Genomic DNA, 25987 nt, shown 5'->3' on the forward strand with positions numbered 1-25987 from the left:
TCCGCTGTGAGCGTCGACCTCTGGCCGATCGGCAATTGCCAGGTCAGTGCACTGATCGACCGCGCCGGCCGCTTCGTCTGGGCGTGCGTGCCGCGCGTCGACGGCGATCCGCTGTTCTCGGCGCTGGTCGGCGGTGCGCAGCCCGACAGCGGCTATTGGTCGATCGGCATCGAGAATTCGGTGAAGGTCGAGCAGCATTACATCCGCAACACCCCGATCCTGGTCAGCACGCATACCGACGATGCGGGCAACGCGCTGGAGGTGATCGACTTCTGCCCGCGGTTCGTGCGCACCGGCCGCACCTATCGCCCGGTCGCCTTTGCGCGCATCGTCCGGCCGACCGCGGGCAGCCCGCGCGTCACCGTCAAGCTGCGCACCACCTGCGGCTGGGGCGGCACCTGCCGCGAGCAGATCGGCGGCTCCAACCATCTGCGTATCCTGCTCGATTCGATGCAGCTCCGCCTCACCACCACCGCGCCGATCGGCATGGTGCAGGAGGAACGCGCCTTCCGCCTCGAACGGCCGCTGCATTTCTTCCTCGGGCCGGACGAGAGCTTCAGCGGCGATCTCGCCGAGACGCTGGAGGCGATGCTCGCGCAGACGATCGCCGAATGGCAGGAATGGGTGCGCGGCCTCGCCATCCCGCTCGAATGGCAGGACGTGGTGATCCGCTCGGCGATCACGCTCAAATTGTGCCAGCACGAGGAGACCGGCGCGATCGTCGCCGCGCTCACCACCTCGATTCCCGAACATGCCGGGTCGGAGCGCAACTGGGACTATCGCTATTGCTGGGTGCGCGACGCCTATTACACCGTGCAGGCGCTCAACCGGCTGGGCGCGCTCGACGTGCTGGAGGGCTATCTCGGCTATCTCCGCAACATCGTCGACAATGCCGCGGGCGGCCATATCCAGCCCTTGTACGGCGTGCTCGGCGAACCGACGCTGGAGGAGCGTTTCGCGCCCGGCCTCGGCGGCTATCGCGGCATGGGGCCGGTGCGCGTCGGCAACCAGGCCTATGAGCAGATCCAGCACGATGCCTACGGCCAGATCGTGCTGTGCAGCGTCCACGCCTTCTTCGACCAGCGCCTGTTCCGCCTGTCGGGCCGCGAGGATTTCGAGAGCCTGGAGCATGTCGGCGAACGCGCCTGGCAGTTCCACGACCAGCCCGACGCCGGCCTGTGGGAGCTGCGCACGCGGCAGAGCGTCCACACCTATTCGTCGGCGATGTGCTGGGCGGCGTGCGACCGGCTCGCCAATGCCGCGCATGCGCTCGACCTGCCCGATCGCTGCGCCTTCTGGCAGCAGCGCGCCGACACGATCCGCGCCGAGATCGAGACGCGCGCGTGGCGGCCCGAGACCAACCGCATGTCGGCGACCTTCTCGGGCGACGATCTCGACGCCAGCCTGATCCAGTTGCTCGACCTGCGCTTCTTCGAGCCCGACGATCCCCGCTTCATCGGCACGCTGGAGGCGGTCGAGAAGGGCCTGCGCCGCGGCAGCCACATGCTGCGCTACGACACCGAGGACGATTTCGGCCTGCCCGAGACCGCGTTCAACGTCTGCACCTTCTGGCTGATCGAGGCGCTGCATTTCACCGGCCGCCACGCCGATGCGCGTGCGCTGTTCGACGAGATGCTGGCACGGCGCACCGCAGCGGGGCTTCTTTCCGAGGATATCGACCCGACATCGGGCGAATTGTGGGGCAATTACCCGCAGACCTATTCCCTGGTCGGCATGATCAATTGTGCCGCCCTGTTGTCGAAACCATGGAGTTCGATCCGCTGAGCCGTCTGATCATCATATCCAATCGCGTTTCCGCCCCGAAGGGCTCCGATTCCGGGGCACAGGGTGGCCTTGCCGTCGCGCTCGCCTCCGCGCTGCGCGAATATAAGGGCATGTGGTTCGGCTGGTCGGGCGATCAGACCGACGAATATACCGGCCAGATCACCTTCCAGCGCAACGAGGGCGTCACCACCGCGACCGTCGACCTCGAAGAGCAGGATATCGACGAATATTACAACGGCTATGCCAACCGCACCTTGTGGCCGCTGTTCCATTACCGCGTCGATCTGGCGGAATACGAACGCGAATTCGCCGGCGGCTATCAGCGTGTCAACGAACGCTTCGCCGACACCGTCCAGCCGCTGATCGAAGAGGACGATGCGGTCTGGATCCAGGACTATCACCTGTTCCCGCTCGGCGAGGAATTGCGCAAGCGCGGCGCGACCAACCGGCTCGGCTTCTTCCTGCACATCCCCTGGCCACCGCGCCGCCTGCTGTCGATCCTGCCCGAGGCGCAGGCGCTGGTGCGCAGCCTGTTCGCCTATGACGTCATCGGCTTCCATACCGAGGAATGGCTGCAGAGCTTCTGCGACTATGCCATGCACGAACTCGGCGCGCATATGGAGGGGAGCGACCTCGTCCTCGACGACCGCCGGGTCAGGGTGATGGCCTGCCCGATCGGCATCGATGCCAGGGAATTCGCCGATCTCGCGACCAGCACGCGCGGGCGGCTCGCCTTTCGCCAGATGCGCGACGCCGCGGTCGGCCGCGACATGATCGTCGGCGTCGACCGGCTCGATTATTCCAAGGGGCTGGAGGAGCGGTTCCTCGGCTACGAACGCTTCCTCGTGGAACATCCCGAGGAGCGCAAAGAAGTCACCCTGCTCCAGATCGCGCCCCCCAGCCGCGGCGCGGTCGGCAGCTACCAGAAGATCCGCAGCACGCTCGAAGGGCTCGCGGGGCGGATCAACGGCGGCTATGCCGATATCGACTGGGTGCCGATCCGCTACGTCAACCAGGGCTATCCGCGCGACGTGCTCGCCGGCATCTATCGCGCCGCCAAGATCGGGCTCGTCACGCCGCTGCGCGACGGCATGAACCTCGTCGCCAAGGAATATGTCGCCGCGCAGAATCCGGAGGATCCCGGCGTGCTGATCCTGTCGCGCTTCGCGGGCGCCGCCTGCCAGCTCACCGACGCGCTGCTGATCAATCCCTATTCCGCCGAGGAGATGTCCGACGCGATCATGCGCGCGCTGCGCATGCCCAAGGAAGAGCGGATCGAGCGCTGGACCAAGATGATGGATGTGCTGATGCGCGAGGATATCGGCTGGTGGCGCAAGACCTTCACCGATGCGCTGATGGGTCCGACAGTGGAGACGGAGCAGGAGCAGACGGAGCACGCATGATCCGTTCGCGGGGCAAGGCCTCGGGCATTTCCGCGCGGATGAAGGCGTAGATCGCCTCGCGCACGTCGCAGCGCAGGTCGAACGCGGTCGAGGCGTCCTTGGCGGTCATCAGCCCGCGCACTTCCATCGTCCCGTCGGGCTTGGAATCGGTCACCTGAAGGTTGAAGAAGCGCTGGTCCCACCGCGGGTTGGCGCGGACGACCTCTTCCAGTCTGGCGCGGATGCGCGGCACGTCGGCGGCGGGGTCGAGATACCAGAACACCGATCCGAGCAGCGCGCTCGTCTCGCGCGTCCAGTTCTGGAAGCTGTTCTCGAGGAATTTCGACACCGGCACCACCAGCCGCCGGTCGTCCCAGATGCGGACGACGACATAGGTCAGGCGGATGTCCTCGATCCGCCCCCATTCGTTGTCGATGATGACGACGTCGTCGATGCGGATCGGCTCGGTGAACGCCATCTGGATACCAGCGATCAGATTCTTGAGCGCCGGTTGCGCGGCGGCGCCGATCGCGAGGCCGGCGACACCGGCGGATGCCGCCAGCGTCACGCCGATCGTCCGGACGCTGGGAATGCTCATCAGCATCATCATCACGGTCAGCAGGACCAGCACGAACACGCCGATCCGGTGGAGGATGCTGATCCGCGTCCGCCGCCGCCGGGCGCGCAGATTGTCGGTCGCGGTGATGTCGAACCGCACCTCGCTGAGGTCGCGATAGGCGGTCAGCGCGGCGAGCAGCATCCAGCCGAACATCGCCGGGGTGAGCAGCCCGATCACCCGCTGCCAGATCGTCTCCCAATAGCGCGGCAGGTCGAGCCCCGGCCCCGACGCCGCGAGCGCGACGCCGATCATCAGCCAAAAAGTCGGCCGCCCCAGCCGCGCGATCAGGATATCGTCGGTCTTGGTCGCGGTCCGGTTGGCGACCTTGCGCAGCACCGCGAACAGGATGCGATGCACCAGTGCCAGGATCAGCACGAACACCAGCACCCCCGCCAACCGGGCCTGCCATTCGGGCAACGTCACGTCGAGATAGGGGATACGCATCGAGCTAACACGCACGACCGAGGTTAAGGCTCCCTTGCCCACGGCGAATATGCTGCGGGTGCGAAGAGGGTTGTTCACGCGAAGACGCGAAGAGAATGGTTCACGCGGAGGCGCGGAGAGAAGAAGAAGTGCGCAGAGGCGCAGAGAGCATTCCTTGTAATTCCTCCCCCGCAAGGGAGTGCCGGGTTGAACGGCCCCCGGCCGTTCAAGGTCATGCCGGGGGCATGACCGACCCGGCACTGTGGCGCGGCGAAGCCGTGACGGAGGGGGAGGTAAGCGACGACTTGCGTTCCGTCCTCCCCCTCCGTCATGCCTGCGGCATGCCACCTCCCCCTGGCGGGGGAGGAATTGCTGATTGTCGCCCCCCTAGGACTTGCCGTTCCCCAGCGGATCGCCCGGCACCGGTGCGGTCGGGCGCGTCGCCGGCTCGCGGCCCGCATCGCGGGCGGCGCGCCATTCCTTTTCCTCTTCCGAGGTGACGGTGCCGTCGTGGTTGAGGTCCATCTGGTCGAAGCGCTTGAGCGTGCCCTCGTCCCATTCGATCAGGCTGATGACGCCGTCGCCGTTGCGGTCGAGGCTCATCAGGCGGCTGTTCTGGCGGGGCAGCTCGGTCTTGTCGAGCCGGTCGTCCGCGTTGCGGTCGAGCGTGCGGAAGCGCCGCTCCATCGTGCTGGTGAAGTCGACGCGGCTGGTCACCGCGGGCGGCACGAAGCCGGCGGCATTGGCGTCCGCTGCCGCCACCTTGTCCTCGCGTTGGCCACAGCCGGCCAGCGCGCCCGCGGCGGCGAGGCCCGCCGCGATGATGATCCCCGTTCGCAAACCCGGTCTCCGTTCGTTACGCTTCCAGCTCAACGTCCCAGTAGAGCCAGTCGTGCCACGTGTCGTGGAGATAGTTGGGCGGAAAGGCGCGGCCATGTTCCTGCAAATGCCAGTTGGTCGGCCGGATCGGCTCGACGTACAGCGGCATATGCGCCTGTTTCGGCGTCCGCCCGCCCTTCTTGAGGTTGCACGGCGCGCAGGCGGTGACGACATTCTCCCACGTCGTCCGTCCGCCCTGCGCGCGCGGCACGACATGGTCGAAGGTCAGGTCGCGCCCGACGCCGCAATATTGGCAGGCGAAGCGGTCGCGCAGGAACAGGTTGAAGCGGGTGAACGCCGGAAACGCCGAAGGACGCACATATTGTTTCAGCGCGATCACCGAGGGCAGCTTGATCTCCGCGGTCGGGCTGCGCACCGAGCGTTCGTAATGCGCGACGATGTCGACGCGATCGAGGAACACCGCCTTGATCGCGGTCTGCCACGGCCAGACGCTCAGCGGATAATAAGACAGCGGCGTATAATCGGCGTTGAGCACCAGCGCCGGACAATTGTCGGGGTGACGGATCAGATCGGGATGAAACACGGCTCCTCCCACGGATTACCCGCGGGCCATGTCGCCCACGAGAGTGACGCTGGTATGACAGCACGGCGGGTCGATCCCGGTCAAGCCTTCTGCGGCGGGGTGCGGGCGTGAGCGGCGCGCGCACCCGTTTCGCGCCGAGCCCGACCGGGCGGCTGCACCTCGGCCATGCCTATGCCGCGCTCCAGGCGCACGATCACGCGCGTGCGGCGGGCGGCGGCTTCCTGCTGCGCATCGAGGATATCGACGGCACGCGCAGCCGCGAGGGCTTCGTCGCGGCGATTGAAGAGGATCTCGCGTGGCTCGGGCTGCGCTGGGACGGGCCGGTGCTGCGCCAGTCGACCCGGCTCGCCGTCTACGAAGCGGCGCTCGCCGGGCTGCGCGCGCGCGACCTGCTCTACCCCTGTTTCTGCACCCGCGCCGATATCGCGGCGAGCGCCTCGGCCCCGCATCACGGGCCGGACGGGCTCATCTATCCCGGCACCTGCCGGCATCTGTCCGCGGGCGACGTCGCCGCGCGGATCGCCGCGGGCACGCCGCATGCGTGGCGGCTGGCAATGGACCGCGCCGTCGCGCAGGCCGGCGCGCTCGACTGGACCGACGGGATCGCCGGACCGCAGCGCGCGGACCCGCAGGCGTTCGGCGACGTCGTCCTCGCGCGCAAGGACGCGCCGGCGAGCTACCACCTCGCGGTGACGATCGACGATGCCGCGCAGGGGATCACCGACGTGGTGCGCGGCCGCGACCTGATGCGCGCGACCGACATCCACCGGCTGTTGCAGGCGCTGCTCGGCCTGCCGACGCCGCGCTACCGCCACCATCCGCTCCTGCTCGGCCCCGACGGCACGCGCCTCGCCAAGCGCAACGGCGCGCCCGCGCTCGCCGATCTGCGCGCCGCGGGTCGGGACGGGGCGGCGCTGGCGGACGATATCCGCGCCGGCCGGCTTCCCATTGGCTTTGCGGTCGCAAGCGCTTACCTATAGCGGATGAACACCTTCCTCGTCCTCCTGCTGATCGCGGCGATGCTGGCGACGGTGGTCGCTTTGGTCCGGGGCGTCATCGCCTTCCTCCAGGAATCACACGCGCAGGTCCGCGACGGCCAAGGCCCCTCCGCCGCCTCGCTCAAGTCGAACAAGATGATGCAGATGCGCATCTTCTTCCAGGCGATCGCGATCCTGATCGTGGTGCTGATCCTGTTCCTCGCCGGACGCACCTGAGCCGTTGGTCAAGCTCAACCGCATCTACACGCGCACCGGCGACGCCGGCACGACCGGCCTCGTCGACGGTTCGCGCGTGTCCAAGGCGGATCCGCGCATGGCGGCGATCGGTGACGTCGACGAGGCCAATAGCGCGATCGGCGTCGCGATCGCCGCGCTCGGCGAACGGTCCCCCGCCGCGACGCTGCTGACCATCCAGAACGATCTGTTCGACCTCGGCGCCGACATCGCCACCCCGCTGGGGATCGACGGCGCGTTGCGCATCGTTCCTGCACAGGTCGCGCGGCTGGAGGCGGAGATCGACGCGATGAACGCCGATCTCGGCCCGCTGACCAGCTTCATCCTGCCCGGCGGCGATCCCGCCGCCGCGGCATTGCACCTCGCCCGCGCCATCGTCCGCCGTGCCGAGCGCAGCGCGGTGGCGGTCGACGGGCTCAACCCGCCGGCGCTCGCCTATCTCAACCGCCTGTCCGACTGGCTGTTCGTCGCCACCCGCGTGGTCAACGGCGCCGGCGCCGGCGACGTGCTGTGGCGGCCGGGCGCGAGCCGCTAGGACCGTCGTTCCTCGCGGGACATTCGCTCCGCCTGCTCCTGCACCAAGGATTTTTGTTCACGCGAAGGCGCGAAGACGCGAAGGTGTCGCGCCCGCGGCAAGCGTGGCCCTGTCATCGCAAGCGGTTGATATGACGGGCCGCCACTGCGGCAAGCGCGACACCTTCGCGCCTTCGCGTGAACCATTCTTCTGCTCAGCGGAGCGCATCGCGATGCTCGATCCGCGTAACCGGAGCGAGTATAAAAAGCCCCAACTCATCGAAATCGCATGACATCTGCCAAAACGTCCGTCCCGGCTGCAACCCTTTGCTGTTTCGCGCGCTGTCCTGACTTGCGTTAAGGCGCGCGGGGGAGGCCAGCCATGTTGAAGATCGCACCCGAGCCGCTCGCGCCGCTTTCCGAACGCTACCGCGCCGTCCGCGCGCTGACGCTGGCGCTCGCCGCGCCGCTGTCCGACGCCGACGCCACCGTCCAGTCGATGCCGGACGCGTCGCCGACCAAATGGCATCTCGCGCATACGACATGGTTCTTCGAAACCTTCGTGCTGCGCGACCACGTCCCCGGCTATCAGCTCCACGACGACCGCTTCCCGTTCCTGTTCAACAGCTATTACGAGGCGGAGGGGCGCCGCCACGCGCGCGACCGGCGCGGCATGATCACCCGCCCGACGCTCGACGAGGTCCGCGCCTATCGTGCCCACGTCGATGCCGCGCTCGCCGCCGCGCTGCCCGATCTGCCCGCGGCGGCGCGTGAGCTGGTCGCGCTCGGCTGCCACCACGAGGAGCAGCATCAGGAGCTGCTCGTCACTGACATCCTGCACCTGTTCGGCGAGAATCCGCTCGAACCGGCGATCTGGCCCGCCGCGCCCAAGGTGCCGGTGGCGATGCCCGGCCCGATCCGCTGGATCGACCATGCCGGCGGCATCGTCCGCATCGGCCATGACGGCGACGGTTTCGCCTTCGACTGCGAAGGCCCGCGCCACGACGCCCTGCTCGCGCCGCATGCGCTCGCCGACCGCACCGTCACCAACGGCGAATGGGCGGCGTTCATCGCCGATGGCGGCTATCGCGATCCTGCGCACTGGCTCGCCGACGGCTGGGCGTGGGTAAAGGCGGAGGCGATCGTCGCGCCGCTCTATTGGGAGGAGCGCGACGGCAATTGGACGCGCTTCGGCCTCGACGGCCGTCGCGCGATTGATCCCGCCGCGCCGGTGACGCACGTCAGCCTGTACGAGGCGGACGCGTACGCGAGCTGGGCCGGCGCCCGCCTGCCGACCGAATTCGAATGGGAGGCCGCGGCGCAGGCACGGGACGCGCGCGGCGGCAACCAGATGGATGCCGCCGGCCCGGTCGAGCCGCGCCCCGCATCCGGCCCCGCCTTTTTCGGCGACGTCTGGGAATGGACCGGCAGCGCCTACCGCCCCTACCCCGGCTTCCGCACGATCGAGGGCGCGGTCGGCGAATATAACGGCAAGTTCATGAGCGGCCAGTTCGTGCTGCGCGGCGGCAGCTGCGCGACGCCGCGCGGCCACGCCCGCGCCAGCTACCGCAACTTCTTCTACCCGCATCAGCGCTGGCAGTTCACCGGCGTGCGGCTCGCCAAGGACCTCTAGATGTTGAAGCCCGAAGTCGAGGACGGCGAGCAGACGCTCGCCGATCCGCAGTTCCGCGCCGATGTGCTCGCCGGGCTGGAACGGCGTCCGCGGGCGATCCCCGCGCGCTGGTTCTACGACCGTCGCGGCTCCGAATTGTTCGAGGACATCACCAACGTCCCCGAATATTATCCGACCCGCACCGAGACCGCGATCCTTAAGACGATCTGTCCGGAAGTCGCCGACATCGCCGGCCGCGGCCGCGCGGTCGTCGAATTCGGCTCGGGCTCGTCGGTCAAGACGCCGCTGCTGCTGCGCTGCACCGAACCCTCCGCCTATGTCCCGATCGATATCTCGGGCGATTTCCTGCGCGAATCCTCCCGCGCTCTGTCGGAAGCCTTCCCCGGCTTGCTGGTGCTGCCGTTCGAGGCGGATTTCATGCGCCCGCTCACCCTGCCGCACACCGTCGCCGATACGCCCAAGCTCGGTTTCTTCCCCGGCTCGACGATCGGCAACATGATCCCGCTGATGGCGGTCGACCTGCTCCGCACGATGCGCGCATCGCTGGGCGAAGGCGCGATGCTGCTGATCGGCATGGACCGGATCAAGGACGAGGCGACCTTGGTCGCCGCCTACGATGATGCCGGCGGCGTCACCGCGGCGTTCAACCGCAATGTGCTCGACCGCATCAATCGTGAGCTTTCCGGCACGATTCCCGTCGAATCCTTCGCGCATGAGGCGCGCTGGAACGACGATCGCGCGCGGATCGAGATGCACCTCGTCGCCACCCGCGACGTCGCCTTCACGGTCGACGGTCGCGCGTTCGAAATGGCGGCCGGCGAGAGCATCCACACCGAGAACAGCCACAAATACGGCTCGCGCGACGCACGCATCCTGCTGCGCTCGGGAGGCTGGACGCCGGTCCGCGAATGGACCGATCCCGACGGCCTGTTCGGCCTGTTCCTCGCCGAAGCGCAGGCCGAGCGCCCCGCCCCCTGACGGCTGGCAGACGCGCCGAAAGCGGCTATGGCGTGTCAAAAGCATAGGAGATGGACGTGCAGGCAGTCGGAGTCATCGGTTCGGGCCAGATGGGCGCGGGCATCGCGCAGGTATCGGCGGCGGCGGGCTATCGTGTGCTGTTGAGCGACGTGTCGGTCGAGCGCGCCGAGGCGGGTAAGGCGGGAATCGCCAAATTGCTCGCCCGCGCGGTCGACAAGGAGAAGATCGACGCCGCGAGCCGTGACGCGACGCTCGCCCGGATCGAACCCGTCGCCAGCGTCGAGGCGATGGCCGATTGCGGTCTCGTCATCGAGGCGGCGACCGAGCGCGAGGAGATCAAGCGCGCGATCTTCGGTCAGGTCGGCAAGGTGCTCGGTCCCGACGCGATCCTCGCCTCCAACACCTCGTCGATCCCGATCACCCGGCTGGCGCAGAGTTCGCCCGATCCGCAGCGGTTCATCGGCGTGCATTTCTTCAACCCGGTGCCGGTGATGGGGCTGATCGAGGTGATCCGCGGCCTCGCCACCTCCGATGCGACCGTCGGCGTGATCGAGGCCTATGCCGACCGGCTCGGCAAGGCGGTGGTCCGCGCCAACGATGCGCCGGGTTTCATCGTCAACCGCGTGCTGATGCCGATGATCAACGAGGCGGTGTTCGCGCTGGGCGAGGGCGTCGCGACGATCCGCGACATCGACCTCGCCTGCCAATTGGGGCTTAACCACCCCATGGGGCCGCTGACGCTCGCTGATTTCATCGGTCTCGACACCTGCCTGGAGATCACGCGGGTGTTGTTCGAAGGGACCGGCGACCCCAAGTTCCGCCCTGCCCCGCTGCTGGTGAAGTACGTCGAGGCCGGCTGGTACGGCCGCAAGACCGGCCGCGGCTTCTACGATTACAGCGGCGCCACCCCGGAGCCGACACGATGAGCCTCGACGATACGATGGTCGACACGCCCGACGGGCCGATGACCTACAAGGAATGGAAGAAGAAGAACCCGGTGCAGCTCCCCTCGCGCCGCACCAAGGGCAAAGACCTGCCCAACAAGGTGAAGATGCGGACCGACGAATAACTCCGCCAATTCCTCCCTCGCTTTAGCGGGGGAGGGGGACCGCGGCCGAAGGCCGTGGTGGAGGGGGCGTTTCCGCATACGGCCAGCGTACCGTATCCTCCCCCTCCGTCAGCACTTCGTGCTGCCACAGTGTCGGGGGAGGACTTAGCGCGGGACTCGAAACCACATCGCATACACCCCCGCCAGCACCACCAGAAACGGCACCCCATACACCAATGTCAGCGCGAACGGCGCGGTGAACGGCGTCGTCAGCAGGATCGCGACGATCGCGACGACCCCGGCAAGGCTCGTCCACGGATGCCCCCACAGCCGGAACGCCGCAGGCGGGCCATGCCGCCGCCGGAAGGCGAGATGCGTCACGAAGATCATCCCCCAGGTGAACAGCGCGCCGAAGATCGACACCGCGATCATCACCCCGAACGCCGCGTCCGGCCGCCACGCATAGACGCCGCCCGCCACCGCGATTCCCCCCGCCGACACCAGCAGCGCCGCCGCCGGCACCCCGCGCCGGTCAACCCGCGCCAGCGCGCGCGGCGCGAGGCCGCTCTCGGCGAGGCTGAACAGCATCCGCGACGCCGCATACAATTGGCTGTTCATCGCCGACAGCGCCGCGATCAGCACCACCGCGTTGAGCAATCCGGCGGCATAAGGCACGCCGCTCGCCTGCATCACCGTGACGAACGGACTGGTCGCCGTCCCCGCCTGCGTCCACGGCACGATCGCCAGCATCACCGCGAGGCTGCCGAGATAGAAGAGCGCCAGCCGCAGCATCGTCGAGCGAAAGGCGCGGACGATCGCGCGTTCGGGATCGCGCGCCTCGCCCGCCGCGACCGCGATCATCTCGATGCTGATATAGCTGAAGATCGCGACGATCACCGCGGTCCATATCCCGCTCAGGCCGTGCGGCGCGAAGCCGCCCGCGTCGGTATAATGGGAAAAGCCGATGCCGTGCACGGCGATCACCCACAGGCCGACCGCGATGAAGATCAGGATCGCGGCGATCTTGATCGCCGAGAAAACATATTCGACCGCGCCGAACAGCCGCACGCTGGCAAGATTGACGCCGAGCAGCGCCAGCGAGAAACCGGCGATCCACCACAGGCCCGGCACGCCCGGCGCCCAATAGCGCATGTAGATCGCCACCGCGGTCACCTCGGTCCCGATCGCGAGGATCACCGCCGCGGCATAAGCGTAGCGGACGAGGAAGCCCGCGAACCGGCCTAGATAGCGTTCGGCGAACAGCCCGAACGACCCCGTCACCGGATCGGCGACGGTCATCTCGGCAAGGCAGCCCATCAGCGCCAGCGTGACGAGCCCGCCGATCGCATAGCTGACCAGCACCGCCGGCCCGGCCAGCCCGATCGCGAGGCCGCTGCCGAGGAACAGCCCGGTGCCGACCGCGCCACCGATCGCGATCATCGCGAGCTGGCCCGGTCCGAGCGTGCGGCGGAGGCCGGTCATGATGCCCCGCCCTTCCGGTCCGGCCTCACCCGATCAGCAGCCCGGCGAGCGCCGCGCTCATCAGATTGGCGAGGCTGCCCGCCGCCAGCGCGCGCAGACCCAATCGCGCGATCGTCGGCCGCTGGTTGGGCGCGAGGCTGCCGGTCACCGCCATCTGAATCGCGATCGACGAGAAATTGGCGAAACCGCACAGCGCGAAGGTCACGACGGCGACGGTGCGCGGCGACAGGCTCGTCTGCGTGCCGAGATCGATATAGGCGACGAATTCGTTGAGCACGATCTTCTCGCCGAACAGGCCGCCGGCGATCCCCGCCTCGTTCCACGGCACGTTGAGCAGGAACATCACCGGCTGGAAGACATAGCCGAGCAACGCCTGGAAGCTCAGACCCGGCAGCCCGACCATATTGCCCAGCCCGCCGAGCAAACCGTTGGCGAGCGCCACCAAAGCGACGAACGCCAGCACCATCGCGCCGACCGCCACCGCCAGCCGCACGCCGGTCTGCGCGCCCTGTGCGGCCGCCATGATGAGGTTGGCGGGCTTCTCCTCGTCGTGCGTCGCGTCGGGCAACGGCTCGCCCGGTACGCCCTCGGGCAGCAGCGCGGCGGGACCGGCACCGCTGATCCGCGCCTCGGCGAGGTGGATCTGGCGGTTCTCGTCGGGCGTGTCGCCGAGCGGCAGTTCGCCCTCGGGGGTGACGCGGCGATCGGGCATGATGATCTTCGCCATCAGGATGCCGCCCGGCGCCGCCATGAAGCTCGCCGCGAGCAGATATTCGATGCGGATGCCCATCGAGGCATAGGCCGCGAGGATCGTGCCGGCGACGCCCGCCATGCCGCTGGTCATCACCGTGAACACCTGCGGCGGGGTGAGGCCGGCGAGATAGGGGCGGATGACCAGCGGCGATTCCGATTGGCCGACGAAGATGTTCGCCGCCGCGCAGAGCGATTCGACCTTCGAGGTGCCGATGACGGTCTCGATCGCTCCGCCGACCCAGCGCACCACGACCTGCATCACCCCGAGATAATAAAGGATCGAGACGAGGCTGGCGAAGAAGATGATGACGGGCAGCGCCGCGATCGCGAAGCTCTGGCCGCCGATCTCGGGCGCGGCGAGCTTGCCGAACAGGAATTCGGTGCCCTTCTGCGAATAGCCGAGCAGCGCGGCGACCCCCGCCGAGGCGCCGGCGAGTGCCTGCCGTCCCGGTCCCCAATACAGGACCATGGTGGCGATCAGCGCCTGCAACGCGAAGGCGGCCCCGACGACGCGCAGCCGGATCGCGCGGCGATCCGCGGACAGCAGCACGGCGATGCCGAGGATGACGAGGATGCCGGCGACGCCGATCAGGATACGATGCATGACTCATCCCGCGGGGAAGTGAACGACGCGGCCCCCCGGCAGCGCGGCCGCACCATACACGGCGTTTATCAGGAGGCTAGCGACGAATGGGCGGGGGGGAGCGCCCCTCCCTTCCACATCTGTCATCCCCGCGAAGGCGGGGATCCAGACGCGCGGGTCCCGCTTGAGCCGCACCGTCGGCGTGTATGGATCCCCGCCTTCGCGGGGATGACATGTAATTGGAAGGTCGAGACTTAAACCGGCTGCGCCAGCAACCCCAGCGCCACCAACTCCCGCCGCAGCGTCGGCTCGCCGGTGAAGTGCAACCCGATCAGCCCGACGCTGCGCGCGCCGGCGATATTCGCCGCATTGTCGTCGATGAACACCGTCCGCGCCGCCTCCAGCCCGAACCGGTCGAGCGCCAGCCGGTAGATCGCCGGATCGGGCTTCACCAATTTCTCCACCCCCGACACGACGATGTCGCGGAACCGGTCGAACATCGCCGCCTCGCGCGCGCGGAACGGCGGCCAGAATTCGTGGCTGAAATTGGTGATCGCGAACAACGGCACGTCCGCCGCCTCCAGTTCGTCGACCAGCGCCGGCATGCCGGCGATCGGCGCGCCAATACTCTCCAGGAACCGCGGTCCCCAGAGTGCGATCAGCGCGTCATGCTCCGGATATAACGCGGCGAGCTCCGCCGAGGTCTCGGCGAAGTCGCGTCCGGCGTCGTGCTGGAAATGCCATTCGTGCGTGACGACATCGCGCAGGAACGCATCGAGCGCCCGATCGTCGTCGATCAGGCGCCGGTAGAGGATCCGAGGATCCCAATCGTACAGGACCCGGCCGACATCGAAGATCACGGCCGTCGGAACGGCCGCAGGAGAGATGTCGACCGTGGGCATACCCAAAGGGTTAGCCCTGGCGCGCCTTGAAGCGGCGGTTGGTCTTGTTGATCACGTAGGTACGGCCGCGACGACGGATCACGCGATTGTCGCGATGACGGTCCTTGAGCGACTTCAGGCTATTGCGGATCTTCATGATCGATTCGCTTCTTTTTAGAAATTGACGGTGTCGGTGAAAGCGCGAGCGCCTAAGGGCGGAGGGCGTAATAGTCAAGCAACGCGACACGCGTTAGAGCGTTTCACAGACGCAACGTATCGCAAAGGTGTCCCCGTCATGATCATCCGCCCGTTCCTGGTCCTCGGCGTCGCCGCCGCGGCGCTCGCCGGCTGCGCGACCACGTCGTCGCTGCCGCCGACGGAGGTGATCCGCTACCATCTCGGCCAGCCGATCGCGCGCGGCACGGTCGCGGTCGAGCCGATGTCGGGCGGCGCCCCCGCCAGCCTCGAATTCAAGACCTATGCCGCCGCGGTCGAGGCCGAATTGCTCAAGGTCGGCTATACCGTGCCGCCCCAGGGCACGACCCCCGATTACGTCGCGACCGTCGCCTTCACCCGCACCAGCCGCGAAGGCCCGCCGCGCCAGTCGCCCGTCAGCATCGGCATCGGCGGCGGCGGGTTCAGCGGCGGTGGCGGCCGGCGCGGTGGCGGCGGCGTCGGGCTGGGCGGCGGCATCGGCTTCCCGATCGGCCGCAGCCGCCCGACACAATTGCTCGTCGCCGAGCTTGCGGTGACGATCAAGCGCCGCGCCGACCAGTCGCCGATCTGGGAAGGCAAGGCGCAGGGGATCAGCGACATCAAGGGCGCCGACGAACAGGCCGGCAAGCTCGCCCGCGCATTGTTCACCGGCTTTCCGGGCGATTCGGGCCGCACCATCACGGTGCGGTAACCGCGTCCACCCGCATCTTCGCCGAGCATCCTCTCCCAATCAGGCACGCTTCATGACCATCAGCATCAACGCCGCCTTCGACGGCGGCAACATCCGCGTCGTCGCCATCGACGGCGACCGCGTCGACCTCGAGATCGTCAAGGACCGCGAGTCCGACTTCTTCCAATGGTTCTATTTCCGCGTCGCCGGGGCGCACGGCCGGCGGCTGAGCTTCCGCATCGTCAACGCCGGCCAGTCCGCCTATCCCTTCGGCTGGCCCGGCTATAAGACGCGGGTCAGCACCGACCGGAGGGCATGGCGGATGATCGACACCGCCTATGCCAACGGCGTGCTGTCGTTCGACCATAGCGTCGCGGGCGAACTCGCCTGGTTCGCCTATTTCGCGCCTTATACGATGGAGATGCATCACGACCTCGTCGCGCGCATCGCCGCCCGGCCCGGCGTGACCCACCGCGAGCTCGGCACCTCGCTCGACGGCCAGAGCATCGACTATTTCCGCATCGGCGACGGTCCCAAGCCGGTGTGGCTCTACGCCCGCCAGCATCCCGGCGAATCGATGACCGAATATTGGATGGACGGCGCGCTCGACTGGCTGACCAGCCCCGCCGCCGCGCCTTTGCTCGCGAAGGCGACCGTCCACGTCGTCCCCAACATGAACCCCGACGGCACCCGCCGCGGCCATCTGCGTACCAATGCGGCGGGCGTGAACCTCAACCGCGAATGGCACGCGCCGACGCCCGAGCGCAGCCCCGAAGTGCTCTGCGTCCGCGATGCGATGGACGAGACCGGCGTCGCCTTCGCGATCGACGTCCATGGCGACGAGGCGATCCCGGCGAACTTCATCGCCGGCTTCGAGGGCATCCCCAATTGGACCGAGGCGCACGGCGCCAAATTCTACGCCTTCGGCCAACGGCTTGCCGAGCACACTGCCGATTTCCAGACCGAAAAGGGCTATGACAAGTCGAGCGCGGGCAACGCCAACCTCTCGATGTCGACCAACCAATTGGCGCAGCGTTTCGGTGCGGTGTCGGTGACGCTGGAGATGCCGTTCAAGGACCACGACCCCAATCCCGACGCCGAATTCGGCTGGTCGCCCGAACGCTCGCGCGCGCTCGGCGTGTCGTGCCTTGAGGTGCTCGCCGGGATGATCGACGAGATCTGATGGAGATCAGGCAGGACGATCCGGCCGCGCCTTATGTCGCCGACCTGCTCGCGCATCACCTCGCGGAGTTGCGCGGGCAGATGGCGGATTTCGCCTTCGCGCTCGACGCCGGCGGCCTGTCGGCGCCCAACGTGACCTTCTGGACCGCATGGCGCGACGGGACATTGGTCGGTTTCGCCGCGCTGAAACAGCTCGATCCCTGCCACGGCGAGGTCAAGTCGATGCGCGCCGCGCCCGCCGCCCGCGGCACTGGCGTCGGCCGCGCGCTGCTCGATCACGTCGTCGCCATCGCTCGCGCGCGCGGCTACGACCGGCTCAGCCTGGAAACCGGCACCGCCGACCTGCACGCCCCCGCGGTGGCGCTGTATCGCCGCGCCGGCTTCATCGACACCGGGCCGTTCGCCGACTATCGCCCCAGCCCGCACAATCGATTCTTCGCTCTCGATCTCCATCCCACATCCTGAAGGGAGTCCTTCGATGCCTCGCCTCGTCCTGATCCGCCACGGCCAGTCCAGCTGGAACCTCGAAAACCGCTTCACCGGCTGGTGGGACGTCGACGTCACCGAAAAGGGCGCCGCCGAGGCGCGCGCCGCGGGCGAGATGATGGCCGCCAAGGGCCTCGACTTCGACATGACCTTCACGTCGCTACAGACGCGCGCGATCAAGACGCTCAATCTGGCGCTCGAGGCGATGGGCCGGCTGTGGCTGCCGACCGAGAAGGACTGGCGGCTCAACGAGCGTCATTACGGCGGCCTCACCGGGCTCGACAAGGCGGAGACGTCGGCCAAGCACGGCGAGGCGCAGGTCAAGATCTGGCGCCGTAGCTTCGACGTGCCGCCGCCGCCGATGGAGGCGGGCAGCGACTATGATCTGTCCGCCGATCGCCGCTATGCCGGCATCGCCATCCCCGCGACCGAGAGCCTCAAGGACACGATCGCGCGCGTCCTGCCTTATTACGAGGAGCGCATCGTCCCCGCGCTGCGCGACGGCCAGCGCGTGCTGATCTCCGCACACGGCAATTCGCTGCGCGCTTTGGTCAAGCATCTCTCCAACATCCCCGACGACGAGATCACCGGTCTGGAGATCCCCACCGCGCAGCCGATCGTCTACGAACTCGACGACGCGTTGAACGCCACCGACCGCTATTACCTCAGCGAGCGGTAAGACCGGCCGCCGAGATTCGGAACGGCGCGCCCCCACCCGTCCCCCGGACTGGTTCCGGAATCCACTCTGCGGCGGGGGAACGGCTTGAGCCTCCATCGCGCTCCTACGGCCCAATGTACCCCGGCGAAGGCCGGGGCCCAGTTGGGCAAACCGTTGTAAGTCGTTACAAACCTTCACCCAACTGGACCCCGGCCTCCGCCGGGGTACACGCTCGGTGTGTCAGCGACCGGCTCGCAGAGGTCTCGCACGGGGCCAGGGTGACTGGTGGCGCGGCAGAGCACTGCCCCCCTGTCCTACACGACCCGCACGCGCTAATATCCGCACGCTCTGTCTCATCGTGACCTCGATCATCGCCAAAACGGAAACGATAAACCCGGATCGTTTCCATTAAGGTGTCCAACTTGTCCATGTTGGCCGGTCCGGACGGGCGCAAGCCGTTGCCCTCCCTCCGCTCTGCCGCTAACCGCCGTCTATGACATTGGTCGGCATCATCATGGGTTCGACGTCCGATTGGGACACGATGCGGCATGCGGCGGACGTGCTCGCCGAACTGGGCGTCGCGCATGAGACGAAGGTCGTCTCGGCGCATCGCACCCCGGATCGGCTCTACGATTACGCCAAAGCCGCCGCCGGCCGCGGGCTCAAGGTCGTCATCGCCGGCGCCGGCGGCGCCGCGCATCTGCCCGGCATGGCCGCGGCGATGACGCATCTGCCCGTGCTCGGCGTACCCGTCCAGAGCAAGGCGCTGTCCGGACAGGACAGTCTGCTGTCGATCGTCCAGATGCCCGCCGGCATCCCGGTCGGCACGCTGGCGATCGGCAAGGCCGGCGCGACCAACGCCGGGCTGCTTGCCGCGGCGATCCTCGCGACGCACGACGCCGCGCTGTCCGAACGCCTGCAAGCCTGGCGCCAGCGGCAGACCGACGCGGTCGCCGACGAGCCCGCCTGATGCTCGCCCCCGGCAGCACGATCGGCATCCTCGGCGGCGGCCAATTGGGCCGGATGCTCGCCGTCGCCGCCGCGCAACTGGGCTATCGCACGCACGTGCTCGCCCCCGAGGCGGACAGCGTCGCGGCGCAGACCGCGTCGAGCCTGACCCGCGCCGATTATCACAACCGCATCGTCCTCGCCGATTTCGCCGCCGCCTGCGACGTCGTCACCTACGAGTTCGAGAATATCGCGCTCGGCCCGGTCGAATGGCTCGCCGGGCGCGTGCCCGTCCATCCGCATCCGCGCGCGCTGGCGGCGGCGCAGGAGCGGATCGCCGAGAAGCGCTTCGTCGAACGCGTCGGCGGCCGCCCGGCACGCTGGGCCGCGGTCGACAGCCGCGAGACGCTGGTCGCCGCGCTCGACCATGTCGGCACCCCCGCGGTGCTCAAGACCGCGCGCTTCGGCTATGACGGCAAGGGCCAGATGCGCCTCCACGGCCCCGCCGACGCCGATGCGGCATGGGATGCGATCGGCGGTCCCGCCGTGCTGGAGGCGTTCGTCGATTTCAGCCATGAATTCTCTATCCTGATCGCGCGCGGACAAGACGGCGCCACCGTCCGCTACGATCCGCCGCAGAACGTCCATGTCGACGCGATCCTGCGCACGTCGACCGTGCCGGCGCCGCAGCCGATCCTCGACCAGGGGGAGGAGGCGACCGCGCTCGCCTGCCGCATCGCCGCTGAGCTCGATTATGTCGGCGTGCTCGCGTGCGAATTCTTCGCTACCGCCGACGGCCCGGTGTTCAACGAAATGGCGCCGCGCGTCCACAATTCGGGCCATTGGACGATCGAGGGCGCCGAGACCTCGCAGTTCGAGAACCATATCCGCGCGATCTGCGGCCTGCCGCTCGGCAGCACCGCGCTGACGGGAAGCGCGGTGGCGCTCGAAAACCTGATCGGCGACGATCCGTGGCAGCCGGCGCTGACCGAGGCCGGCGCCCACCTCCATCTCTACGGCAAGGGCGCGGCGCGGCCTGGTCGCAAGATGGGCCACATCACCCGCGTCCGGCGCTGAACCGGATCAGCGCGTCTTCGCCGGGGGCGATTTCGCGATATCGAACACCACCGGCACGATCACCGGTATCGACAGCACCTTGCCGTTGCGCAGCACCGGCCTGATCCGGAACAGGGGCGCCATCTGCACCGCAGCCGTGCCGAAGCCCATGTCGGCGGGTGTGTCCGACACCAGCCAGCAGCGCTCGGGCCGGCCCGAGCGCGGCACCTGGCAGGCAAGCAGGGCGCGACCCGAGATGCGGTCGCGGACCGCATCGGCCGGCCAGAAGCGCCTTAGCTCGGCATCCGAAGGCCGGTGGATCCAGCTCGCCCGGGCGTAGCGCGTCTTGCCGCCGCCACCGTCGCCCGCGCCGCTGCCCGCGCCGCGCCCGGTTCCGGCGTCCATCCCCGCCCCGGTCGAGGGCGGCCCGACGAGCTGCGCCACGTCCTGATCCGCACCGAACGGCGACGGCACCACCGCGCTCGGCGGTGACGGCGGCGCCAGCGGCTGCGGCGTGGTGTCGATCGGAGGCGGCGGCGGGCGCGAGGCGGTCGGCGGTGCGCCACCCGGCGGCGCCGGGGCGGGCGGCAGTGGCCGTATCGGCGGCGGCGGCAACTCGGGCGGCGGCGGCGGTGGCGGCGGCGCCACGTCGAACAGCGCGAGCGTCGGGATCGACGGCGGCGCCGGCGCCGACGGCGGCCGCATCGTCAGCACCAGCAGCAGCAATACGCCATGCACCCCGATCGTCAGCGCGAGCGCCGTGCGGTCGGGGGCATGGCGGCGTCTCACCGCGGCACCGTCATTTGACGACCGGCAGCGCGATATAGCTCGCGTCCGGCCCGGCGACGGTGATCTTCTGCGTCGCCGTCACATAGTCCTTGGGCTGCGCGAAGAAGATGTTCGGGACGAAGGTCTGCGGGTTGCGGTCGTAGAGCGGGAACCAGCTCGACTGGACCTGCACCATGATGCGATGCCCGGGCAGGAAGACGTGGTTGGTCTCGGGCAGCGCGAACTGGTATTTGAGCGGCGCATTGGCGGCGAGCGGCTTGGCCACCGCCAGATCCTCACGATAGCGGCCGCGGAAGATGTCCATCGCCACCGCGAGCTGATAGCCGCCCATCTCCGCCTGCTTGGGCATCACCTCGGGATAGACGTCGACCAGCTTGACCACCCAGTCGCTGTCGGTGCCGCTGGTCGAGGCGGTGAGATGGACTTCGGGCGCGCCGGCGATCGTCACCGGCGCGGTGAGCACGTCGCTGGTGAAGGTGACGACGTCCGGCCGCCCCGACACGCCGCGCTGATCGTCGACCAGCCAGTTCTTCCACGTCGAGCCATCGGCATAGATCGGCCGCGTCGGCCGCACCCGATAGGAGACCGGATGCGCGGGATCGGAAACGTAATCCGCGGTCTCGGCCGCACCGCCCGCCGCCGCGAAACCCAGCGCGCCGCCGGGCTTGAGGTAGAGCGGCGTCGGCGCCGGCTGGGTCCACGCCTGCAACCGCTGCCACTGGTTGGCGCCCGACTGGAAGGCGGTGACCGGCGCGACGTCCATCGCCGGCTGGTCGCTCTTGAGGTAATGCGCCAGGAACGGCCGCAGCACGTGCCAGCGCCACCATTTGGCGGTGTCCTGATCCCATTTGATCGCGCCGAGCGCGCTGCCGTCGCCGACCTCCTGCCCGTGATACCACGGCCCGAGCGTCAGGAAGACCATGTCGTTCTTCGTGTCCTTGGGCTCCAGCGCGCGATAGACCGCGGGCGCGCCATAGATGTCCTCCTGGTCCCACAGCCCGGCGACGAGCATCGTCGGCACCTTCAGCGGCTGCGCGGCGAGGATCTTGTCCATCGCCGCGCTCGACCAATAGTCGTCATAGGCGGGATGCGCGGCGACCTTGCGGTAGAAGCCCGACGCCTGATCGACCCCCTGCGCCTTCGCCACCGCGCCCGCCGAGACGTTGCGCAGCCAGTAATCGTAATCGTCGGCGGTGTCGGTGATCCACGGCGTGCTCGCATCGCGCGTCCCCTGCTGGCCGAGCATATAGGGCAGGCCGATCTGGCGGAAGGCGCCGTTGTGGAACCAGTCGTCGCCGCGCCAGCCGTCGACCATCGGATTCATCGGCACCGACACCTTGAGCGCGGGATGCGGGTTGATCAGCGCCATCAGCGGCAGGAAGCCGTCGTAGCTGATGCCGCTGATCCCGACGCGTCCGTTGCTCTCCGGCACGTTCTTCACCAGCCAGGCGATCGTGTCGTAGGTGTCGGTCGAATCGTCGGTCTTGGTCGGATTGTTGGGCGATCCGGCGGGCGTCGGGTTCATCAGCGTGATGCCCTGGCTGCCGTGCATGCCGCGCACGTCCTGGATGACGCGGATATAGCCGTCCGCCGCGATGAGGTCCCACGGCCCGTCGCCGTGCGACAGGATGCCGGCGAAGGTGCCGCTGTCCGCCTTGGTCTGATCGTCCGCATCATAGGGCGTGCGGGTCAGCAGGATGCCGGCGTCCTTCGTGCCCTTGCGGATCACGATCACGGTGTGGAGCTTGACCCCGTCGCGCATCGGAATCTCGACCGCCTTGCGGACGTATTCGTACTGCGTGTCGCGCGGCGCCAGCTTGGCGGGGCGTTCGTCGTAACTTTGCGCACCGGCGAGCGCGGCGGTGGCGAGCGCGCCCAAGGCGCAGGCGGCGAGAAGCGGACGGATCATGCGGCGGAAACCTCAAAACGAAGCGGCCCGCCTCCGGTGGGAGGCGGGCCGCAATGTGTCGCGATTATTGCCGGCGAATCAAGCGCTACGCTTGCCCGACAGCGGGAAGCTGCCGAATGCGCCGGCGCCGACCGTCCCGGTCAGCGTATCGCCCTCGGCGGTCGCCTCGCAATCCAGCGTCATTGGCATCGGCACGGTCATCTGGAGCTTCCAGCTGATCGTGTTGCCCGACACCGTACCGGTAATGTCGCCCGCGCCCATCGCACCCGAGGCGCTGCCGGTGAAGGTATCTCCCTCGCTCTGCACGGTGAGCGTCAGATTCTGGTCGCCAAGCGGCGACTTCACGGTGCAATCCCAGCTGCCATCAACATCGGCCATCACACTCTCCTCATTGCGCTGTGGTCACAGCACCGGCGGGGGCGCCGGCGACTGCGCTTGCCGGGACGACCTCGACCGGCAGGCCAAGGCTGTCAAGCTGCGGCTTTACCTTGGAAGCGTCGCCGACGACGATCCAGGTCAGCTTGGCAGGATCGATCGTCTGCGCCGCCGCGCCGCGCAATTGCGGCAGCGTCATCGCGCGATAGCGGGTGGCGACCGTCGCGTAATAATCGTCGGGCCGCTTGAACAGGTCGTTCGCCTGCATCGCGCCGAGCACCGCCTGCGAGGTTTCGAACTGGCCGGGCAATTGCAGCGTCGCCCCCTTGATGGCGAGGCCGAACTCAGTCTCGGTCATCGGCTTGGTGGTTACGAACTGCGCGACGTCGTCGCGAGCCGAGGCGATCGACGGGCCGGTCTTGTCCGCCTGCACGCCCGCCTGCAACAGATAGGGCGCGGCGAACTCCGACGGCTGGAAGCGGCCGCCCGCGCCATAGGACCAATGCTTCTCCTCGCGCAGGTCCATGTTGATCCGGCTGAGGAAGCTGCCGCCGAGCGCATCGTTGACCGTGTTGAGGACGAGGAGGTCGTCGGTACCCTTGAGCCCGGTCCGCTGCCCGGCGACGACGATCGACTGCGGGCTGTCCGGCCGGTCGACCAGCACGATGCCCGGCTTGAGCGGCGTCTGCGTGCCGCCGAACGTCTTGGTCCCCGGCGCACCCGTCCCCTTCCAGTCGCCGAACCGCGCCTCCAGCGCCGCCTGGACCTCGGCGAGCGGCCGGTCGGACACGACGAACAATTTGGCCTTCTCGGGCCGTAGCCACGCCTGTTGATAGCGGCGCAGGTCGGCCGGCGTCAGCGCCGCCACCGCGACCGGATCGCCGCTGCCCTGCGCCTTCTCGTACGGCGTGCCCGCAGCGAGGATGCGCGTCGACATGCGCTGCGCGAGCGCGCCGGGGTTGGTCAGCTCCTGCTGGATCTGCGCGACCTGCTGTGCCTTGAAACGGGCGACCTCCGCCTCGCCATAGGCCGGCCGCCGCGCGACCTCGGCGAACAAATCGAGCGCCGCACCCAGATTGGCGCTCGGCACGCCCATCGACAACGTGCTGCGATCGTTACCCGCCCCCGACGAAAGCTGCATTCCGAGCCGTTCGCGTGCTTCGGCAAGCGCGTTGACGTCGTAATGTTCGGTGCCTTCGTCGAGCATGTTGAGCGCGACGAGCTGCGTGCCGAGCTTGCCCGCGACATCCGCGGCATAGCCGGCATCGAAGCTCAGCACCGCCTGCGTCACCGGCACCGCATTGCGCTGCGCATAGACCAGCTCGATGCCGTTCGACAGGCGGCTGCGCTCTACCTTGGGGAAGGTCAGGCCGGTGACCGGGCCGACGCCCGGAATGGCACCGCGGGTGCCCTTCGCCGGCTGTTCGGGCGCGGCGACCACGTCGACCTTCGGCGGCACCTTCGCCTCGGCATAGGCGTCGCGTGCCCCGGGCACGACGTTGACCGCCAGCGCCGGGCGGGTCAGCCACTTGTCAGCGGCGGCCTTGACGCTCGCCGGCGTCTGCGCGGCGAGATCGGCAAGCTGTTTCTTGTAGAAGCCGGGATCGTTCGAATAGAGCGCGCCCTCGGCGAGCGCGACCGCCTTGCCGCCGAAGCCGCCGACCGCCTCGAGCCCGCGCACGCGCCCGGCGACGCGGGTGGTGACGAAGCGCGACACCTCGTCCTGCGTCGGCCCGGTGCGCAGGAACTCGGCGACCACCTCGTCGAGCCGCTTCGCCGCCACCGCCGGATCGACGCCGGGACGCACCAGCCCCTCGACCGCGAACATGCCGACCTGCGCGAAGGCGCTATTGTCGGCATTGACCGAGGTGAACAGCTTCTCCTGCCGGATCAGCACGTTGGTCAAGCGCGACGAATCCAGTCCGCCGAGCACGCCGGCCGCGACCTCCAGCGCCGCATTGTCCTTGTCGTTGAGCCCCGGCACCGTCCAGTTGCGGCTGATCATCGTCGCGGCGACGCGATCTTTGAGCGTCACCGTCTTGGCGGCGGGCAAGGTGACGACCGGGGCGGCGGGCAGCACGCTTTTGGGGCCGGGCTTGATCGCGCCGAAATATTTCTCGACCAGCGGCCGCGCGGTGGCGGCGTCGATGTCGCCGGCGAGCACCAGCACCGCATTGTTCGGGCCGTAATGGCCGCTGAACCAGTTCTTCACCGTGTCGAGGCTGGCGGCGTCGAGATCCGCCATCGAACCGATCGTGTCATGACCATAAGGATGGGTCGCCGGGAACAGCCCCTCGGTCACCGCATAGCCCATCAGGCCATAAGGGCGGTTGTCGCCCTGCCGCTTCTCGTTCTGGACGACGCCGCGCTGCTCGTCGAGCACCCCTTGCGTGATCGCGCCGAGCAGATAGCCCATACGATCCGATTCGAGGAACAACGCGCGCTCCAGCGCCGCGGTCGGCACCGTCTCGAAATAATTGGTCCGGTCGAAATAGGTTGTGCCGTTGAAATCGGTCGCGCCGACCTGCTTGAGGGGCGCGAAGAAGTCGCCGGGCGCATTTTCCGACCCGTTGAACATCAGATGCTCGAACAGATGCGCAAAGCCGGTCGAGCCCTGCGGCTCATGCTTCGAACCGACATCGTACCAGACGCTGACCGCGACGACCGGTGCCTTGCGATCGGTGTGGACGACGACGCGCAGGCCGTTCTTGAGCGTGAACTGCTGATACGGGATGTCCACCGCCTTGACGAGCGCCGCCACCGGCGCGGCCTTCACCGGGGCGGGGGCGGGCGTGGTCTGCGCGTACAGCGGCGCCACCAGCGCGATCGATGCGACGCCGGCAAGTGCGAATAGCTTCGTCATGAGAATAGAGTCCCCCGCTTCATCCTGAACCTATGAACTGGTCGAGCATAACCGGGGGGCGAACACTGACAAGCGACCGCGGCGGCTTTTTTGAAAATGC

At 68.2% G+C, this 25987-nt stretch carries 26 protein-coding genes; 15 read left to right on the top strand and 11 right to left on the bottom strand.

Annotated elements, in window-relative coordinates:
- Window positions 1-6 precede the first annotated feature (6 nt).
- Entirely contained in the window at window positions 7-1785 is a 1779-nt protein-coding gene (locus tag ACLBWH_RS04500; protein ID WP_447797075.1) for a glycoside hydrolase family 15 protein, read from the top strand.
- Window positions 1767-3188, top strand: a complete 1422-nt coding sequence (locus tag ACLBWH_RS04505; RefSeq protein ID WP_322847486.1) for an alpha,alpha-trehalose-phosphate synthase (UDP-forming) — start codon at window positions 1767-1769, stop codon at window positions 3186-3188. Before ACLBWH_RS04500 ends, ACLBWH_RS04505 begins: the two co-directional genes overlap by 19 nt.
- Here the strand turns inward: ACLBWH_RS04505 and ACLBWH_RS04510 are convergent.
- The 3 genes from ACLBWH_RS04510 to ACLBWH_RS04520 form a co-directional block, all read right to left on the bottom strand.
- Complete coding sequence (locus ACLBWH_RS04510) at window positions 3127-4230, bottom strand: mechanosensitive ion channel family protein (RefSeq protein ID WP_447797078.1); 1104 nt, start codon at window positions 4228-4230, stop codon at window positions 3127-3129. The two genes, ACLBWH_RS04505 and ACLBWH_RS04510, sit on opposite strands and share 62 nt — an antisense overlap.
- A 366-nt stretch (window positions 4231-4596) precedes the next feature.
- Entirely contained in the window at window positions 4597-5049 is a 453-nt protein-coding gene (locus ACLBWH_RS04515; RefSeq protein ID WP_447797079.1) for a hypothetical protein, read from the bottom strand.
- Between the two features lie 16 nt (window positions 5050-5065).
- Window positions 5066-5632 carry an HNH endonuclease gene (locus ACLBWH_RS04520; RefSeq protein ID WP_038664347.1) on the bottom strand — a complete coding sequence of 189 codons (567 nt, stop codon included), beginning with the start codon at window positions 5630-5632 and terminating at the stop codon, window positions 5066-5068.
- A 107-nt stretch (window positions 5633-5739) separates the two neighbouring features.
- On the opposite strand from ACLBWH_RS04520, the gene gluQRS reads away from it, so the two are divergent.
- The 7 genes from gluQRS to ACLBWH_RS04555 all read left to right on the top strand — a co-directional run bounded on the left by gluQRS (window position 5740) and on the right by ACLBWH_RS04555 (window position 11057).
- The gene (gene gluQRS, locus ACLBWH_RS04525) at window positions 5740-6612 is read left to right on the top strand and encodes a tRNA glutamyl-Q(34) synthetase GluQRS (protein ID WP_447797082.1); all 873 of its coding nucleotides are present in this window, start codon (window positions 5740-5742) and stop codon (window positions 6610-6612) included.
- A gap of 3 nt (window positions 6613-6615) precedes the next feature.
- The gene (locus ACLBWH_RS04530) at window positions 6616-6846 is read left to right on the top strand and encodes a twin transmembrane helix small protein (RefSeq protein ID WP_038664354.1); all 231 of its coding nucleotides are present in this window, start codon (window positions 6616-6618) and stop codon (window positions 6844-6846) included.
- A gap of 4 nt (window positions 6847-6850) precedes the next feature.
- On the top strand, window positions 6851-7399 hold the full coding sequence (locus tag ACLBWH_RS04535; protein WP_447797084.1) for a cob(I)yrinic acid a,c-diamide adenosyltransferase: 549 nt from the start codon (window positions 6851-6853) through the stop codon (window positions 7397-7399).
- A 360-nt stretch (window positions 7400-7759) separates the two neighbouring features.
- Entirely contained in the window at window positions 7760-9010 is a 1251-nt protein-coding gene (gene egtB, locus ACLBWH_RS04540) for an ergothioneine biosynthesis protein EgtB (protein WP_447797086.1), read from the top strand.
- A complete protein-coding gene (gene egtD / locus ACLBWH_RS04545) occupies window positions 9011-9988 on the top strand; it encodes an L-histidine N(alpha)-methyltransferase (RefSeq protein WP_447797087.1) in 978 nt (325 codons plus the stop codon). It begins immediately after the preceding gene.
- Window positions 9989-10044: 56 nt separating this feature from the next.
- The gene (locus tag ACLBWH_RS04550) at window positions 10045-10914 is read left to right on the top strand and encodes a 3-hydroxybutyryl-CoA dehydrogenase (protein ID WP_447797089.1); all 870 of its coding nucleotides are present in this window, start codon (window positions 10045-10047) and stop codon (window positions 10912-10914) included.
- Window positions 10911-11057 carry a hypothetical protein gene (locus ACLBWH_RS04555; protein ID WP_322848336.1) on the top strand — a complete coding sequence of 49 codons (147 nt, stop codon included), beginning with the start codon at window positions 10911-10913 and terminating at the stop codon, window positions 11055-11057. Before ACLBWH_RS04550 ends, ACLBWH_RS04555 begins: the two co-directional genes overlap by 4 nt.
- A 144-nt stretch (window positions 11058-11201) precedes the next feature.
- Here ACLBWH_RS04555 and ACLBWH_RS04560 read toward each other — a convergent pair whose 3' ends face one another.
- The 4 genes from ACLBWH_RS04560 to ykgO all read right to left on the bottom strand — a co-directional run bounded on the left by ACLBWH_RS04560 (window position 11202) and on the right by ykgO (window position 14892).
- Complete coding sequence (locus tag ACLBWH_RS04560; protein ID WP_447797091.1) at window positions 11202-12518, bottom strand: amino acid permease; 1317 nt, start codon at window positions 12516-12518, stop codon at window positions 11202-11204.
- 25 nt (window positions 12519-12543) lie between these two features.
- Window positions 12544-13875: a NupC/NupG family nucleoside CNT transporter gene (locus ACLBWH_RS04565; protein WP_322848334.1), complete on the bottom strand. Its 1332-nt coding sequence runs from the start codon at window positions 13873-13875 to the stop codon at window positions 12544-12546.
- A 233-nt stretch (window positions 13876-14108) separates the two neighbouring features.
- Window positions 14109-14756 carry an HAD family hydrolase gene (locus ACLBWH_RS04570; protein WP_447797094.1) on the bottom strand — a complete coding sequence of 216 codons (648 nt, stop codon included), beginning with the start codon at window positions 14754-14756 and terminating at the stop codon, window positions 14109-14111.
- A 10-nt stretch (window positions 14757-14766) separates the two neighbouring features.
- Window positions 14767-14892 carry a type B 50S ribosomal protein L36 gene (gene ykgO / locus ACLBWH_RS04575; RefSeq protein WP_003046794.1) on the bottom strand — a complete coding sequence of 42 codons (126 nt, stop codon included), beginning with the start codon at window positions 14890-14892 and terminating at the stop codon, window positions 14767-14769.
- Between the two features lie 138 nt (window positions 14893-15030).
- Between ykgO and ACLBWH_RS04580 the strand changes: the two genes are divergently transcribed.
- The 6 genes from ACLBWH_RS04580 to ACLBWH_RS04605 all read left to right on the top strand — a co-directional run bounded on the left by ACLBWH_RS04580 (window position 15031) and on the right by ACLBWH_RS04605 (window position 19972).
- On the top strand, window positions 15031-15642 hold the full coding sequence (locus ACLBWH_RS04580; RefSeq protein ID WP_322848332.1) for a DUF4136 domain-containing protein: 612 nt from the start codon (window positions 15031-15033) through the stop codon (window positions 15640-15642).
- Between the two features lie 52 nt (window positions 15643-15694).
- Window positions 15695-16804 carry a M14 family metallopeptidase gene (locus tag ACLBWH_RS04585; RefSeq protein ID WP_447797096.1) on the top strand — a complete coding sequence of 370 codons (1110 nt, stop codon included), beginning with the start codon at window positions 15695-15697 and terminating at the stop codon, window positions 16802-16804.
- Window positions 16804-17268: a GNAT family N-acetyltransferase gene (locus ACLBWH_RS04590; RefSeq protein ID WP_447797098.1), complete on the top strand. Its 465-nt coding sequence runs from the start codon at window positions 16804-16806 to the stop codon at window positions 17266-17268. Before ACLBWH_RS04585 ends, ACLBWH_RS04590 begins: the two co-directional genes overlap by 1 nt.
- A 13-nt stretch (window positions 17269-17281) precedes the next feature.
- Window positions 17282-17968, top strand: coding sequence for a 2,3-diphosphoglycerate-dependent phosphoglycerate mutase (gene gpmA / locus ACLBWH_RS04595; protein WP_038664381.1), 687 nt, complete (start codon window positions 17282-17284; stop codon window positions 17966-17968).
- A gap of 472 nt (window positions 17969-18440) precedes the next feature.
- Window positions 18441-18917, top strand: a complete 477-nt coding sequence (gene purE / locus ACLBWH_RS04600) for a 5-(carboxyamino)imidazole ribonucleotide mutase (RefSeq protein ID WP_322848329.1) — start codon at window positions 18441-18443, stop codon at window positions 18915-18917.
- On the top strand, window positions 18917-19972 hold the full coding sequence (locus tag ACLBWH_RS04605; RefSeq protein WP_447797099.1) for a 5-(carboxyamino)imidazole ribonucleotide synthase: 1056 nt from the start codon (window positions 18917-18919) through the stop codon (window positions 19970-19972). Before purE ends, ACLBWH_RS04605 begins: the two co-directional genes overlap by 1 nt.
- Before the next feature lie 6 nt (window positions 19973-19978).
- Here the strand turns inward: ACLBWH_RS04605 and ACLBWH_RS04610 are convergent, their stop codons facing one another.
- The 4 genes from ACLBWH_RS04610 to ACLBWH_RS04625 all read right to left on the bottom strand — a co-directional run bounded on the left by ACLBWH_RS04610 (window position 19979) and on the right by ACLBWH_RS04625 (window position 25887).
- Window positions 19979-20740, bottom strand: a complete 762-nt coding sequence (locus ACLBWH_RS04610) for a TonB family protein (RefSeq protein ID WP_447797101.1) — start codon at window positions 20738-20740, stop codon at window positions 19979-19981.
- 10 nt (window positions 20741-20750) lie between these two features.
- Window positions 20751-22649: a CocE/NonD family hydrolase gene (locus tag ACLBWH_RS04615; RefSeq protein ID WP_447797103.1), complete on the bottom strand. Its 1899-nt coding sequence runs from the start codon at window positions 22647-22649 to the stop codon at window positions 20751-20753.
- A gap of 78 nt (window positions 22650-22727) precedes the next feature.
- Window positions 22728-23027, bottom strand: coding sequence for a hypothetical protein (locus tag ACLBWH_RS04620; RefSeq protein WP_322848325.1), 300 nt, complete (start codon window positions 23025-23027; stop codon window positions 22728-22730).
- A gap of 10 nt (window positions 23028-23037) precedes the next feature.
- Window positions 23038-25887 carry a M16 family metallopeptidase gene (locus ACLBWH_RS04625; protein WP_447797105.1) on the bottom strand — a complete coding sequence of 950 codons (2850 nt, stop codon included), beginning with the start codon at window positions 25885-25887 and terminating at the stop codon, window positions 23038-23040.
- Window positions 25888-25987 lie beyond the last annotated feature (100 nt).

Source organism: Sphingomonas sp. M6A6_1c, from assembly GCF_053345135.1.

Excerpts from the sequence above, each read along its gene's own strand:
- ACLBWH_RS04505 (WP_322847486.1), top strand. The coding sequence starts at position 1,767 with ATGGAGTTCGATCCGCTGAGCCGTCTGATCATCATATCCAATCGCGTT.
- ACLBWH_RS04510 (WP_447797078.1), bottom strand. The coding sequence starts at position 4,230 with ATGCGTATCCCCTATCTCGACGTGACGTTGCCCGAATGGCAGGCCCGG.
- ACLBWH_RS04530 (WP_038664354.1), top strand. The coding sequence starts at position 6,616 with ATGAACACCTTCCTCGTCCTCCTGCTGATCGCGGCGATGCTGGCGACG.
- egtB (WP_447797086.1), top strand. The coding sequence starts at position 7,760 with ATGTTGAAGATCGCACCCGAGCCGCTCGCGCCGCTTTCCGAACGCTAC.
- egtD (WP_447797087.1), top strand. The coding sequence starts at position 9,011 with ATGTTGAAGCCCGAAGTCGAGGACGGCGAGCAGACGCTCGCCGATCCG.
- ACLBWH_RS04555 (WP_322848336.1), top strand. The coding sequence starts at position 10,911 with ATGAGCCTCGACGATACGATGGTCGACACGCCCGACGGGCCGATGACC.
- ACLBWH_RS04560 (WP_447797091.1), bottom strand. The coding sequence starts at position 12,518 with ATGACCGGCCTCCGCCGCACGCTCGGACCGGGCCAGCTCGCGATGATC.
- ACLBWH_RS04565 (WP_322848334.1), bottom strand. The coding sequence starts at position 13,875 with ATGCATCGTATCCTGATCGGCGTCGCCGGCATCCTCGTCATCCTCGGC.
- ACLBWH_RS04570 (WP_447797094.1), bottom strand. The coding sequence starts at position 14,756 with ATGCCCACGGTCGACATCTCTCCTGCGGCCGTTCCGACGGCCGTGATC.
- ykgO (WP_003046794.1), bottom strand. The coding sequence starts at position 14,892 with ATGAAGATCCGCAATAGCCTGAAGTCGCTCAAGGACCGTCATCGCGAC.
- ACLBWH_RS04580 (WP_322848332.1), top strand. The coding sequence starts at position 15,031 with ATGATCATCCGCCCGTTCCTGGTCCTCGGCGTCGCCGCCGCGGCGCTC.
- ACLBWH_RS04585 (WP_447797096.1), top strand. The coding sequence starts at position 15,695 with ATGACCATCAGCATCAACGCCGCCTTCGACGGCGGCAACATCCGCGTC.
- ACLBWH_RS04590 (WP_447797098.1), top strand. The coding sequence starts at position 16,804 with ATGGAGATCAGGCAGGACGATCCGGCCGCGCCTTATGTCGCCGACCTG.
- gpmA (WP_038664381.1), top strand. The coding sequence starts at position 17,282 with ATGCCTCGCCTCGTCCTGATCCGCCACGGCCAGTCCAGCTGGAACCTC.
- purE (WP_322848329.1), top strand. The coding sequence starts at position 18,441 with ATGACATTGGTCGGCATCATCATGGGTTCGACGTCCGATTGGGACACG.
- ACLBWH_RS04605 (WP_447797099.1), top strand. The coding sequence starts at position 18,917 with ATGCTCGCCCCCGGCAGCACGATCGGCATCCTCGGCGGCGGCCAATTG.
- ACLBWH_RS04615 (WP_447797103.1), bottom strand. The coding sequence starts at position 22,649 with ATGATCCGTCCGCTTCTCGCCGCCTGCGCCTTGGGCGCGCTCGCCACC.
- ACLBWH_RS04620 (WP_322848325.1), bottom strand. The coding sequence starts at position 23,027 with ATGGCCGATGTTGATGGCAGCTGGGATTGCACCGTGAAGTCGCCGCTT.
- ACLBWH_RS04625 (WP_447797105.1), bottom strand. The coding sequence starts at position 25,887 with ATGACGAAGCTATTCGCACTTGCCGGCGTCGCATCGATCGCGCTGGTG.